At 45.8% G+C, this 13,149-nt stretch carries 10 protein-coding genes; 6 read left to right on the top strand and 4 right to left on the bottom strand.

Annotated features, from left to right (window positions below):
• Positions 1–127: 127 nt before the first annotated feature.
• Positions 128–1,468 (bottom strand): N-succinylarginine dihydrolase, encoded by a 1,341-nt coding sequence (astB, locus tag NO989_RS10595; protein WP_252118266.1) that lies wholly within the window; start codon positions 1,466–1,468, stop codon positions 128–130.
• Positions 1,469–1,863: 395 nt separating this feature from the next.
• Here astB and topA point away from each other — a divergent pair, with 395 nt between their 5' ends.
• The 6 genes from topA (at position 1,864) to fdhD (ending at position 8,907) form a co-directional block, all read left to right on the top strand.
• On the top strand, positions 1,864–4,518 hold the full coding sequence (gene topA, locus NO989_RS10590; RefSeq protein ID WP_039229698.1) for a type I DNA topoisomerase: 2,655 nt from the start codon (positions 1,864–1,866) through the stop codon (positions 4,516–4,518).
• 139 nt (positions 4,519–4,657) lie between these two features.
• Positions 4,658–5,209, top strand: coding sequence for a DUF2058 domain-containing protein (locus NO989_RS10585; RefSeq protein ID WP_014976306.1), 552 nt, complete (start codon positions 4,658–4,660; stop codon positions 5,207–5,209).
• Positions 5,210–5,555: 346 nt separating this feature from the next.
• Positions 5,556–6,395, top strand: a complete 840-nt coding sequence (locus tag NO989_RS10580) for a leishmanolysin-related zinc metalloendopeptidase (protein ID WP_371342503.1) — start codon at positions 5,556–5,558, stop codon at positions 6,393–6,395.
• Positions 6,396–6,601: 206 nt separating this feature from the next.
• Complete coding sequence (locus tag NO989_RS10575; protein ID WP_239220233.1) at positions 6,602–7,513, top strand: LysR family transcriptional regulator; 912 nt, start codon at positions 6,602–6,604, stop codon at positions 7,511–7,513.
• Complete coding sequence (locus NO989_RS10570; protein ID WP_014976309.1) at positions 7,506–8,135, top strand: molybdenum cofactor guanylyltransferase; 630 nt, start codon at positions 7,506–7,508, stop codon at positions 8,133–8,135. The genes NO989_RS10575 and NO989_RS10570 overlap by 8 nt, the downstream gene beginning before the upstream one ends.
• Positions 8,125–8,907, top strand: coding sequence for a formate dehydrogenase accessory sulfurtransferase FdhD (fdhD, locus tag NO989_RS10565; RefSeq protein ID WP_014976310.1), 783 nt, complete (start codon positions 8,125–8,127; stop codon positions 8,905–8,907). The genes NO989_RS10570 and fdhD overlap by 11 nt, the downstream gene beginning before the upstream one ends.
• Before the next feature lie 65 nt (positions 8,908–8,972).
• Here the strand turns inward: fdhD and NO989_RS10560 are convergent, their stop codons facing one another.
• The 3 genes from NO989_RS10560 to NO989_RS10550 form a co-directional block, all read right to left on the bottom strand.
• Positions 8,973–11,297, bottom strand: coding sequence for an FdhF/YdeP family oxidoreductase (locus NO989_RS10560; protein WP_371342502.1), 2,325 nt, complete (start codon positions 11,295–11,297; stop codon positions 8,973–8,975).
• A 142-nt stretch (positions 11,298–11,439) separates the two neighbouring features.
• Complete coding sequence (locus NO989_RS10555; protein WP_371342501.1) at positions 11,440–12,450, bottom strand: pyridoxamine 5'-phosphate oxidase family protein; 1,011 nt, start codon at positions 12,448–12,450, stop codon at positions 11,440–11,442.
• Positions 12,451–12,461: 11 nt separating this feature from the next.
• On the bottom strand, positions 12,462–13,139 hold the full coding sequence (locus tag NO989_RS10550; RefSeq protein ID WP_338357015.1) for a glutathione binding-like protein: 678 nt from the start codon (positions 13,137–13,139) through the stop codon (positions 12,462–12,464).
• Positions 13,140–13,149: the final 10 nt, after the last annotated feature.

Genomic DNA, 13,149 nt, shown 5'->3' with positions numbered 1-13,149 from the left:
GGTGAACACTCCGAATTTCACTATGCCTATTAGATCAAAGCCCCAGACTTTCGTCTAGGGCTTTTTCAACAGTCTGAAGCCGGCTTATAGCCGGCTTTCTTTTTTGCTTATTTCAATCAGACTTAACTTATCCCTGTTGGAACGGGTAAACCGAACCAATTTTAAGAATTTGTGTAAGCTCATCAAGCGCAGTACGAGATTCAATGAGCAGCTGCGGATCGCGCAAGTCATCTTCACTTAATTCATCGCGATAGTGCTTGTCGACCCAAGCATTTAAGCGTGCGAATTGTGCATCGTTGATTAGCGTATTTTGGTTAACCGCAGCGAGTTCTTGGTCGTTCATTGCAACGCGCAAACGCAAACATGCCGGACCACCGCCATTACGCATACTTTGTTTAACGTCAAAGTAATTAACCGACTTAATGGGCGTACCCAGAGTTACTAGCTTGTCTAGATAACGCTTAACGGCTTCATTTTCCTCACACTCAGTTGGCGCGATGATGGTCATATCACCACCTGGAAGCGTTATAATTTGCGTATTGAACAAGTAGGTTTTTACTGCGTCTTGTACAGAGACTTCAGCGGTCGGCACTTCGATAAAGTGAAGCGGTTCGCTACCAAATTTAGCTTGAAGCTCTTTAAATCCAGCGTCTTTTTGATAAAACGCTTGCTCGTGGAAAAACAACACATTTTGGTTACCAACAGCGATCACATCGTTGTGGAATACGCCCTGGTCGATAACGTCTGGGTTTTGCTGCATGTAAACTACGCCATCGTCGTCTAGACCGTGTAAGCGAGCTACTGCTTGGCATGCTTCTAGCGTTTGGCGAGCCGGATATTTTTTCGGTGCTGGTTTGCTGGTATCAAATGCATGACGACCATAAACAAACAACTCTACGCCTGCCTGACCATAGTTGCTGCAAAGTCGCGTGTGGTTAGCTGCACCTTCGTCACCAAAATGCTCGTTATCTGGCAGGTGCTGGTGATGAGCAAAGTGCTTTTCATTGGCAAATGTACCACGCAGGATATTGCCTGTAACCTGAGGCTCTAGTGAACGATGGAACTTGTTGGTTAAGTTTGCAGGGGTAAAGTGAACGCGACCATCGGCAGTATCGGCACTAGGAGACACAGTGGCGGCATTTGCAGTCCACATGCTACTAGCAGAACAACAAGCAAGGAAAATCTCGCGAGATTGCTTTGCAGCGCTTTCTAGCACGCGAGCATCAGAGCCTGTGAAGCCTAATCGGCGCAGTGCGGCGATGTCAGGACGCTCTTGTGGGGCCAACACACCTTGAACCATTCCCATATCGGCCAACGCCTTTGCTTTGGCTAAGCCTTGCTTTGCAGCTTGTTTTGGACTGCTCTTTGCGTTTGCGTTGTTCAGGGAAGCGACATTGCCAAACGACAAACCGGCATAGTTATGGGTAGGTCCTACAAGACCATCAAAGTTAACTTCAAACTGCTTCATACTTTCCCTCATTCTTGGAGTTTTGGCGCTTGACCCTATATGTTACTTTTCCATACGCACTGCGATTAATTTAATAGCAGCGGCAACGCTTTCGTTCTTTTACAGGGACAAACGATGCACTTCTTCACACCTGAACATGTTGTCAGGCTAGGTTGGAATGGCTGGCATTATACGGCTTTTAAGGCCAATGCCAATCGCGCTGTTCATTTATTGTGCAGTTTTTGCGCGTGTTTAAAGCAAAGGAAAGAATAAGTATGAAGAAGATCTTGTTTTCCATTCACTTTGTAGATATATGTTAAAAAAGAGCGAGTACCCTATATATAGTGCAAGGTTGCTCCAATTTTCAGAATTTGACGTAAATAGTCATTAAAAATCAATAGGTTTAGTTCAATTATATGGCAAAATCACTGGTCATAGTCGAGTCACCAGCCAAAGCGAAAACGATAAATAAATATCTCGGTAAAAATTTTATCGTAAAAAGTTCGGTTGGCCACGTGCGAGATCTTCCGACGAAGGCTTTAGGCAAAGTAGAGCCTAAAAAACCGGCTAAAGAACTCAAAACTTTAAGCGAAGAAGAGCGTCAAGAATATCTTCGCCGTCACGAATATTTAAAGCTTGTAGACAGAATGGGTGTGGATCCAGAGAAAGACTGGAAAGCCCACTATCAAGTGCTACAGGGTAAAGAGAAAGTCGTTAACGAACTTAAAAAGCTTGCTAAAGATGCTGACACTATCTATCTCGCGACCGATTTGGACCGCGAAGGGGAAGCGATTGCATGGCATTTACAAGAGCTGCTAGGTAAAAAAGACAAAACTTACCAGCGAGTGGTGTTTAACGAAATTACTAAAAACGCGATTCAAGATGCGTTCTCAGATCCGGGCGAACTAAACATTTCTCGCGTCAACGCGCAGCAGGCTCGTCGATTCCTAGACCGTGTTGTAGGCTTTATGGTATCGCCACTTCTGTGGAAAAAAATTGCGCGAGGCCTCTCAGCAGGGCGTGTTCAATCGGTAGCGGTTAGGCTTGTTGTAGAGCGTGAGCGAGAAATTAAAGCGTTTGTACCTGAAGAGTTTTGGGACGTACACGCAGATTTAACTAGCCAGCAAAAAGCGGCACTGCGCATGCTGGTAGCAAAGCACCAGGGCAATGCGTTCAAGCCTAAAAACAAGGCCGAAACTGATAAAGCGCTTGCTGACTTAGAAGGGGCTAACTACACGGTAGAAAGCCGCGAGTCAAAGCCTACGCAAAGTCGTCCTTCTGCACCATTTATTACCTCAACGCTACAACAAGCGGCAAGTACTCGATTGGGCTTTGGTGTTAAGAAAACCATGATGATGGCACAGCGCCTTTATGAGGCGGGCTACATCACCTATATGCGTACGGATTCAACCAATTTAAGCCAAGAGGCGTTGGACAGTGCTCGTGCGTACATTTCAGATAATTTTGGTGACAAGTACCTGCCTGATTCGCCAAATCGCTACGGCAGTAAAGAAGGTGCGCAAGAGGCGCACGAAGCGATCCGTCCTTCAAACGTGAGCATAAGTGCTGCAAGTTTAGGCGATATGGAACGCGATGCACAGCGTCTTTATGAGCTTATTTGGCGCCAGTTTGTGGCCTGTCAAATGACTCCAGCTAAGTACGATGCAACCACTATTAAAGTGGCGGCGGGTGATTACGAGCTGACGGCGAAGGGCCGCGTACTTAAGTTCGATGGCTGGACTCGCGTTCAACCTCAGCTTCGTAAAAAAGGCGAAGAAGAGCTCATGTTGCCTGATGTACAAAAAGGCGATGTGCTTGACTTAAAAGCGCTTGATCCTAAACAGCACTTCACCAAGCCTGTAGCGCGATTTAATGAAGCTTCGTTGGTAAAAGAGCTTGAAAAACGCGGTATTGGTCGTCCATCGACCTACGCCAGTATTATTTCGACGATTCAAGATCGCGGCTATGTGCGCTTAGAGAACAAGCGTTTTTATGCCGAGAAAATGGGCGAAATCGTAAACGATCGTCTGATGGAAAACTTTGACGATTTAATGAGCTATGACTTTACTGCCAACATGGAGCAGCATCTTGATGATATTGCTGAAGGCAAGAAAGATTGGAAGGACGTGCTCAACGACTTTTACAGCGGCTTCTACGGAAAACTGTTAAACGCTGAGAAAGACCCTGAAGAGGGCGGTATGCGCTTGAATCAGGCAGTGCCTGCAGGTGTTGAGTGCGATAAATGCGGCCGTGAAATGAACGTGAGAACCGCGTCAACTGGCGTATTCTTGGGCTGTTCAGGCTACAATTTACCGCCGAAAGAGCGCTGCACAAACACCATGAATTTAACGCCTGGTGATGAAGTCGTGAAAGTGGACGATGAAGAAGAGCTCGAAACAGAAGCGCTTCGTTCTAAAAAGCGTTGTCCTAAGTGCGGCACGGCGATGGACAGTTACTTGGTTGACGAAACCCGTAAACTTCATGTGTGTGGTAACACGCCAACATGTGATGGCACCTTAGTTGAAACAGGCACATTCAAGATAAAAGGCTATGACGGCCCCATTATTGAGTGTGATAAATGTGGCAGCGATATGGAGCTTAAAAACGGTCGATTTGGTAAATACTTCGGCTGCACCAACGAAGAGTGTAAGAATACTCGTAAGCTACTTAGAAACGGTGAAGCTGCGCCGCCAAAAGAAGATCCGGTAGATTTACCTGAGCTTCCGTGTGAAAAGTCTGACGCGCATTTTATGCTACGTGATGGCGCTTCGGGAATTTTCTTAGCGGCGCATAACTTTCCAAAGTCGCGTGAAACTCGTGCACCGAAAGTGGAAGAACTTGCTCGCTTTAGAGATAGAATTTCGCCGAAATTCTACTATCTTGCTGATGCGCCACAAACAGATCCTGATGGTAACCCTGCAATAGTTCGATACAGCAGGAAGACCAAACAGCAATACGTGATGTCTGAAAATGACAACGGTAAAGCAACAGGATGGTCTGCGTGGTACGATAATGGCAAATGGCAGGAGCAAGCCGCTAAAAAGCCAGCGACTAAAGCCAAGAAGAAGTAATGCCTTTACATCGGAAAAGGTATAAATTGACCTTTAATTGAAATTAACAAGCCCGACATTGCTCGGGCTTGTTACGTAGTTAAAAGACGGTAAACGTCTGCAAAGCGTATCAATAGAAACAGTGTAACAGAGAGTAATTATGGCCTCCTTACAAGACCAACTACTGAAAGCCGGTTTGGCCGATAAAGCGTCTGCAAAGCAAGCGCGTGCAGATAAACGCAAAAAACAAAAGCAAAAGAATAAGCAAAAACAACCTGTCGTTGATGAAGCGACTATTGCTGCTCAACAAGCAGCTGAAGAGAAAAAAGCGCGCTCACGTGAGCTAAACCAGCTTCAACAGCAGGAGCGAGAGAAGCGCTCAATTATTGCGCAGGTAAGGCAGCTTATTACTGTAAACAAACAACCGCGCAATGGCGAAACCTTACTTAACTTTACACACGACAACGTAGTAAAGCGTCTGTATGTGAGTGAAGAGATGCACAAGCAAGTGACAAAAGGTCGTTTGGCTGTTGTATTGCTAGATGACGCTTATGAACTAGTACCAGCCCCCGTTGCTGACAAAATTGCGCAGCGCGACGAGGCTTCAGTTATTTACCGTGCTGATTTAGATAAGAGCGGAGCCGATGGTAAAGATGAAGAAGAAGATGATTGGTACGCCGATTATGAAATTCCAGATGATTTAACCTGGTAGGCCCTCTAATTCATTCTCGCAGCCGCGCTCTGTATCACAGAGCGTGGTAAGCGGGAAAGTAGACGTAAAAAATTTCAATAATTCGCCCCCTCCCTATACGTCATTGTGCCAATGGCGAACGACTTACGGTTAAGTATTCTCTGTTAAAAAATTCAACACGTTGATCTTTAGTAATTTTTACTTTTGCCGTTAACAAGCAATCTTTCTCATAACTACTTACGGTTTTCTCTACTATAGTTTTTTTAGTCCTTACCCTGTTGAGCTTTGAAATACAGCAAAGATAAACAGGCCTACGTTACTAAATTTATTTGCATCGAACGTTTTTTCTTAGTTTTGGAGGGGTGCTATGGGTGTCTCAATTAAGTGGTTCTTCAGTGTTGTGGTGTCGTTGTGTGTGTCTTTTTCAGCAAATGCAGGACTATTCAAAATTTCTATTAACGATCTTGGTGGTTTAACACCTTCACAATCCAGTGTTTTTGATGATGCAATCGCTTATTGGGAGTCTTACCTAATAGGCGTTCAAAGCGAGTTTAATCACAATATTGTTATAGATGCGAGTGGCGTTGCACTTGATGGTGTGGGTGGCGTATTGGGTAGTGCTGGCCCAACGGGTATCACTCAGCTACCAGACAGCACTTTTGTTTATGCAAATAAAGGCCGCATGCGCTTTGATACGGCAGACCTTGCTAGCTTAGAAAGTCGCGGTACACTTTTTGATGTCATCGTACACGAGATGGCCCATGTAATTGGATTTGGAACATTGTGGACGACCGACTTTTTTATTGCGGGCAGCCAATCTAACTACGTCAGCGGTTCAGGGCGTTACACCGGAGAGTACGCTTTGGAAATTTATCGCCGCGAGTTTGTTGAAAACGCCACATTTATTCCTGTAGAACTGGGGGGAGGAGCCGGCACTGCCAACAGTCACTGGGACGAACCTTGGCCTGGTGGTTCATCAGATTTAATGACAGGGTATTTGGGGCCAACTCCAATTTCGTTAAGTGATACCACTGTAGCGTCGTTTGCTGATATTGGCTATTTGACTACGGTTACTCATGCAGTAAGTGAAGCCGCAACGGTATGGCTATTTCTATTTTCAATGGGACTTGTTGTAAGAAGGCATCATCAAAGGTCAACAGGCGCTAGTACACGTCGTCTACAAATTTTTCAGGCGATGTCGGTCTAGCAGCGTCGAAGCGCTTACGCAGAACAAAATGCTAAATCTATGCTGGGCGAATAATCTTGAGTGATAGTTTCTATCAATCAGTATGTGCACATATTTTTGGGATTTTTGGCTTATTCTAAAAACATGCGTTTAATGTACTTACAAGTCAAGCATTCCATTGGTAGAATCATGATAGAAGCTATCTATCATGATTAAGGTATTGGTCTTTGGATATTCGTCAGCTCCGGTTTCTGGTCGCGTTAGATGAGACGCAGCACTTCGGTAAAGCGGCTAAGTCGTGCAATGTTACACAACCCACGCTTTCTTCACGCCTTCATAATTTAGAAGATGAGCTTGGCATTCAGTTGGTGGCTCGCAACCACAGATTCCAAGGCTTTACGCCGGAAGGTGAAAGAATTTTGGCATGGGCAAGGAATATCTTAGCGGCGTGTGACGGATTACAAGCGGAAGCTGCATCGTGCAAAGGTGCCTTAGTTGGCCGACTTCGGATTGGTGCCGTTCCTCTAGCGAGTGTCGATCCTATCGACATTATTGACACCCTCTCAAAACAGCACAGTGCACTACAGTATTCCTTACAAACACATAGCAGTGAGTATATCGTTAACGCGCTACACCGTAACGAGCTTGACCTGGGTCTTTGTTACCTTGAAGGCATGAGCGCGCAACACTTCCATATTTTGCCGTTTAAAGCTACACCAATGGTGTTGCTGTATCACCCTAATCATTACTGCTTTGAGCAAGATACCCTAAGCTGGCAGTCTCTTTCATCACTGCCACTTGGGTTATTAACACCTTCAATGCACTTTAGGCAGTCAATCACGTTAAACATGGCTAATGTGGGCGTGAACAATGAGCCTGTTATTGAATCAGACTCGGTTCATTGTTTACTGCAAGCAGTGAAAAAGGGGATGTGTTGTACGATCCTTCCAACCAACGTCGCAAAGGCCAATGATGATTTAGGGCTCGCCTATGTTACTGTTGACGATGGTAAAACCATTTCGCCTTTAGGGCTCATCATGCGAAAAGGCGAACCCAGCTCTCCCATTGCAAAGCAATGCTTTGAGTTTTTAAAAGGATATGAGGAGATTTTCAATAAAGGGGGCATATGCAGTGAGTAAAGTGAATACGACACTCATCGGTTTAGTGCTTGCGGGTGGTCAATCGCGTAGAATGGGGCAAGATAAAGCACTTATGCGTTATCAGGGCCGTACTCTCATCGATAATGCTTCGTTACTTTTACAGTCTGCGAGTTGCGATAAAGTGTTAATTAGCCGCAACGCGCCAGGCTTTTTGAATGACAAAATTGAAGATGCAGGTCCGCTTAGCGGAGTACATGCTGTTTTAGACGCACTATCTCAATCTGATAATCACAATGGCAATCCTTGTGAACTGCTTGTTCTTCCCGTTGACATGCCGCAGATGACGCCCGAGCTTTTGAGAATATTAGTTTCGCGAGGGCGAGAGGCTGAAAAGGCATGTTATGTGGAAAAACGCTTTTTGCCTTTCTATTTACCCGTTACTCAGGACACCAAAGCCCTCTTAGCCAACTATCTAGTTGAGCAAAGTAAAAGACGAGTGGTAGGATTTTTAGAAATTCTCAATGCAGTTTCTCTTAAAGAAGCCGGCCTCAAAAAAACAGCGCGTAAAGATGAAAGCGATAGCAAAGCAAATATGTCTAATGACGATGACGTAGAGTGGCTGAATGTGAATACTCCAGGTGATTGGCCACATGAAAAGTAATACTGAACAACACGCATTGGTTTTAGATGCTGCACCCTATACTCAAAAGTTTGCCCTTGCCGAAGAAGTCGCTTTAAGCATTAGTTATAACGGTATTAATTATGCCGTAATGCTGATAACCCCAAACGACATTGAAGATTTCATTGTGGGCTTCAGTTTAAGTAACGACATTATCGAACATCCCCGCCAGCTTTACGGTATTGAATTGACGCATCACAAAGAACACATCAATGCGGAAGTTGAAATTGCCAATCAGGCGTTCTGGAAGTTAAAGGAAAATAAACGGCAATTGGCGGGGGCGTCGGGCTGTGGGCTCTGCGGTGTTGAGGCATTAGACAACGCTTTGCCTCAATTGACGTCTATTGATGTATCGCCTTTGCCTGATGTGAGCTGGTTTAAAGGATTGCGAAGCCATATATCTAATGCGCAAGCATTAGCTCAGCAGAGCGGTGCGGTGCATGGAGCGCTCTACATTGATGCTAAGCGCAATGTGCTGGCATGCCGAGAAGATATAGGAAGGCATAATGCTTTTGATAAATTAATTGGTGCTATCACCACCAAAAAACTCTTTCAACCTGAAGGTATTGTTGTGCTCACAAGCCGCTGCAGTTTAGAGTTGGTTCAAAAAGCGATAAGAGCTAAATTACCTTTGGTAGTGACGCTATCTGCTCCTACAGCCTTATCAGTAAAGTGGGCAAGCCGTTATGGTCTCACCCTGATCCATGTACCTAAGTATGACCCTCCAAGAGCTTACGCACCGCAAGAAAAGTAGTGCGCAGCGAGCCAGTTAGAAACAAAGGGCCTGTACTGATAAGTACCGGATAAGCAACGAAAAGCTTACACCGCAGAGACTGCTATTCGGCCATCTGATTCAGATTTCGAAAGTTTGATCGCGATAAATTTCGATGTTGGTGTGAACGTGCCATCACCGTAACTTTCTAGTGGTACTAACGGATTGGTTTCGGGGTAATATGCTGCTGCTTGACCTTGCGGGATGTCGTAAGCCACCAACATAAACTGTTTAACTTGGCGTGTTTTGCCGTCGTTCCACATTGACGTAATGTCGACTTTATCGCCATCGTTAAAACCCAGCTTCTTAATGTCACGTTCATTGACAAACAGAACGTCCCGCGCGCCAAACACGTTTCTGTAGCGGTCATCCATACCATAAATAGTTGTGTTGTACTGATCATGAGAGCGCAGTGTTTGTAAAATGAGGTCCGGCTCTTCACCTTTCGCAACGAGGTCAGCATTTAACAGTGAATCAGGCAGGGCGTTAGCAGCAAACTCGGCTTTGCCCGATGGTGTTAACCAGCGTCTCTCACCTGCTGCATTACCTAAATGAAAACCACCTGGTTGAGCGAGTTTGGTGTTAAAGTCTTTAAAACCGTCTATGGTGTCGGCAATGAGCTCACGAATATTGTCGTAATCGCTTATTAAGAAGTCCCAGTCTACCGGCGTGTTGCCTAACGTCGCCTTCGCGATACCAGCAATAATAGCGGGTTCAGAGCGAAGTTCGGGCGAGCTTGGCGGAAGTTGGCCATAAGAAATATGAACCATAGAAAACGTATCTTCCACAGTCACGCCTTGTTGCCCGCTAGCCTGCATGTCAATTTCAGTACGTCCCAAGCAGGGTAATATAAGCGCGTCTTTACCCGTGGTTAGGTGAGAACGATTTAATTTGGTGGCGATATGAACGGTTAAGTCGCATTGTGACAGCGCAGCGTGAGTACGCGGCGTATCTGGCGTCGCCTGGGCGAAATTACCGCCTAAGCCGATGAAAACTTTGGATTCACCACTTTCCATAGCCTGGATAGCTTGAATCGTATTGTGACCTCTTTCTCGTGGAACGGCGAAGTTAAACTTGTTCTCCAGTGCGTCAAGCAATGCTTTGGGGGGGACTTCGTTAATACCCACAGTTCTATCCCCCTGCACATTGCTGTGGCCACGAACGGGAGAAAGCCCTGCACCAGGCTTGCCCACGTTTCCTCGTAGTAGTTGAACGTTCACTATTTCCTGAACCGTAGCGACTGAGTGCTTGTGTTGGGTGATCCCCATTGCCCAACACATGATCACCCGCTCTCCACGTTTGTACATGGTTGCCGCGTGACGTATTTCGTCTTTTGATAAACCGCTCTGCGCTTCAATATGCTCCCAGCTCGTCGTTTCAACGGCACTCAAATAGTCGTCCATTCCATTGGTATGTGCGTTAATAAAGTCGTGGTCGAATACGGGAGGAGCATTGTTCGCTTTGGCTTCTTGCTCCCAAGTTGACAGCCATTTAGCGATGCCGCGCATAACCGCCATGTCACCACCAAGAGCAGGCCTGAAATAGGCGGTATTGGTTGGCTCAGAGCCATTGGTTAGCATCTCAACCGGATGCTGCGGGTTTTGAAATCGCTCAAGCCCACGCTCTTTTAACGGGTTGAAGCATATCACTTGCGCCCCTCTTCGTACTGCTTCACGAAGAGGTTCTAGCATGCGAGGGTGGTTAGTTCCCGGATTTTGGCCGATAACAAAAATGGTGTCTGCTTTTGCAAAATCATTGAACGTAACTGTGCCTTTGCCCACGCCTATCGTAGGTTTCATACCTTGCCCCGACGCTTCGTGGCACATATTTGAACAATCGGGAAAATTATTTGTGCCAAATGCGCGTACGAATAACTGATATAAATAGGCGGCTTCGTTACTCGCCCGCCCGGAGGTATAAAACTCCGCCTGATGAGGGGAATGTAAATCCTTCAAGTGTTTGGCAATAAGTGCGAAGGCATCGTCCCATGATACTGGTTCGTAATGGTCTGCTTGAGCATTGTAGCGCATAGGGTGGGTGAGTCTCCCTTGTGACTCAAGCCAGTAATCGGTGTGCTTTTTCAGTGAGCCGACCGAATACTTAGAGAAAAATGTTGGGTCTACATAGCGACCGGTAGACTCCCAATTCACTGCTTTAGCACCATTTTCACAAAACTTCACTAAACCACTTTCTGGTGATTCACCCCACGCACAGCCTGGGCAGTCAAAGCCTTTGTCTTGGTTCGTCTTGAGCATGGCTCGTAGATTCTTAAGTGGCTTTTCGCTTTGGATCCAGCTCTGGGTTACACTCTTTAGTGCTCCCCATCCGCCAGCGGGTTTGTTGTACGTTTTGATGTTACGCTTATCACTCATGTTCTGCCCCTGTGTCTACGCGGGCATTTGCCCTTGTCTACAAAACCTAACCAAGACTTTTTGTCTAAACAGCGTAACCATTCTGGTTACGGTATTCCAATTGATTACGCTAACTAGATGATAGGGTTCATCAATTAACCGCTTATTTCCAGTCACCTGTCTTTAGTGCATAGGGGGACATGTCTGTAATCTCATGGGAGTAGGGATACACACCCGAAATATGTGTTACCGAGAGTACCGAAAGAGACACAAAGCGCTCTGCACCTTCAAATGCGGTTATATTCGATTCGAGGGATTCGATACTCGCCTTTGCTTTAATAAACAGAAGGTTACCTGTTTCATTATCCCAAAAACACAGACCGACGCGTGGGTCTAGTAAGATGTTGCCCAAAGTATTAAAGAATTTATTACCGCTAAAATCGGGAAAGATTAACGAATTCCCTTCCACTTTAACAAAGCCTGCTTTGCCCCCCCTGTGAGAAACGTCTAGCCCTTCATTCGCTGCATGGCCTAAAGATTTATGTCGTGAGGCAATAAAAAACGTTTCAGCCCTTGATATTAGCGAGCGTGCGCTTGGGGTGAGCTCATTCGATGTTGAAGTAAAAAATGTAGAATCACCGGCACCTACTGTGTTTTTCATTGGGGCAGTCTGAACGGCACGTTGTTTTTTGACTGTGGTTCGTTTGTGAATGTATTGGGGGCAGTTACCGAAACTTTGGTCTACCAATACCGTAAGGTTTTCATTAGTTGCGTGACTTATCGTACCGTTCAATCGATTTCTTCGCCTTGTAGCGTATTCAATGCCGACGATTCCAATTTTGCTGCCTGAAGTCACGTCGAGATTTAACGAGTGTTGCATCATATTCCAAACTTCTACTGGTAGGCTAAAGCGCAATTGGGTAGCAGAGGGACTTTCTATGAAACCTCCTTCTCCCCAAACAGGGGTGGCTACAGGGTGGCCTTTTTCGTCTACCAAGGCGAAAACAGTGAACGGACTGGATGTAAAGAACAGTCTGTGTTGTTCCGGCATAAAGCTACGGATAAAACCATTCGTCCGCTCACCGATTTCCCTGTCAATTTCCAGCTCTTTTTGCAGTGCAATTTCGCCTTGATGAAACGCTGGGTTCAAGGATGATAGCTTAGGTAGAGACATAACGACCTCAATTAACTATGCGGACTGGTATTGCGCGCTGGTGCGATGTCAGACGCTGGCATTGGGACAAAATTATCCAGACTCTCAACCGCATTTATCCAGGCATTGATAAGAGGAAACTTGGACAACGATATTCCTCCTTCAGGGGCATGAGCTATATATGAATACATAGCGATGTCTGCTGCGGTAACGTGTTCGCCAACCAAAAAAGCACTTACCGTGTTTTCTAGATGAGCCTCCATGTTTGCAAGTAACGTCTCGCTGGTGGCTAGTACTGTGGGCACATGAATAGTTGCTCCAAATACGTATTCTAATCGCGCGGCGGCCGGCCCTTTAGCAAGTTCACCCGCTGAGACTGATAGCCAGCGTTGAATTAGCGCTTTTTCTTTGGCGTCCTTTCCTAGCCAATAGTCACTGTCTGCGTATGCGTGGATCAAATAAACCAGAATGGCATTGGAGTCAGCCAACGTGATATCACCGTCTGTTATCACGGGGACTTGTTTAAACACGTTAAGTGAACTGAAGCGATCACTCTTGTGCTCGCCTTTGGCCATGTCAGGCTCAACGGTTGTGAAAGGGATGGCATTCAGTGCCATAAACAATGAAACCTTGTGGCAGTGGCCAGATTTAGGGTTTTGAATCAAAACAATAGGGCTTTTTGGCAATGTATTGCTTGTTGGATTTGTCATAAATTCATCC

Origin of the sequence: Alteromonas sp. DY56-G5, assembly GCF_041414725.1 — a bacterium.
GTDB classification, from domain to species: domain Bacteria; phylum Pseudomonadota; class Gammaproteobacteria; order Enterobacterales; family Alteromonadaceae; genus Alteromonas; species Alteromonas macleodii.
Note: the sequence above shows the minus strand (reverse complement) of the source record. Positions and strands in the feature narration are given on the sequence as shown.

Bases quoted from the DNA above. Each gene is read 5' to 3' on its own strand.
- astB (WP_252118266.1), bottom strand. From the start codon at position 1,468: ATGAAGCAGTTTGAAGTTAACTTTGATGGTCTTGTAGGACCTACCCAT.
- topA (WP_039229698.1), top strand. From the start codon at position 1,864: ATGGCAAAATCACTGGTCATAGTCGAGTCACCAGCCAAAGCGAAAACG.
- NO989_RS10585 (WP_014976306.1), top strand. From the start codon at position 4,658: ATGGCCTCCTTACAAGACCAACTACTGAAAGCCGGTTTGGCCGATAAA.
- NO989_RS10580 (WP_371342503.1), top strand. From the start codon at position 5,556: ATGGGTGTCTCAATTAAGTGGTTCTTCAGTGTTGTGGTGTCGTTGTGT.
- fdhD (WP_014976310.1), top strand. From the start codon at position 8,125: ATGAAAAGTAATACTGAACAACACGCATTGGTTTTAGATGCTGCACCC.
- NO989_RS10560 (WP_371342502.1), bottom strand. From the start codon at position 11,297: ATGAGTGATAAGCGTAACATCAAAACGTACAACAAACCCGCTGGCGGA.
- NO989_RS10555 (WP_371342501.1), bottom strand. From the start codon at position 12,450: ATGTCTCTACCTAAGCTATCATCCTTGAACCCAGCGTTTCATCAAGGC.
- NO989_RS10550 (WP_338357015.1), bottom strand. From the start codon at position 13,139: ATGACAAATCCAACAAGCAATACATTGCCAAAAAGCCCTATTGTTTTG.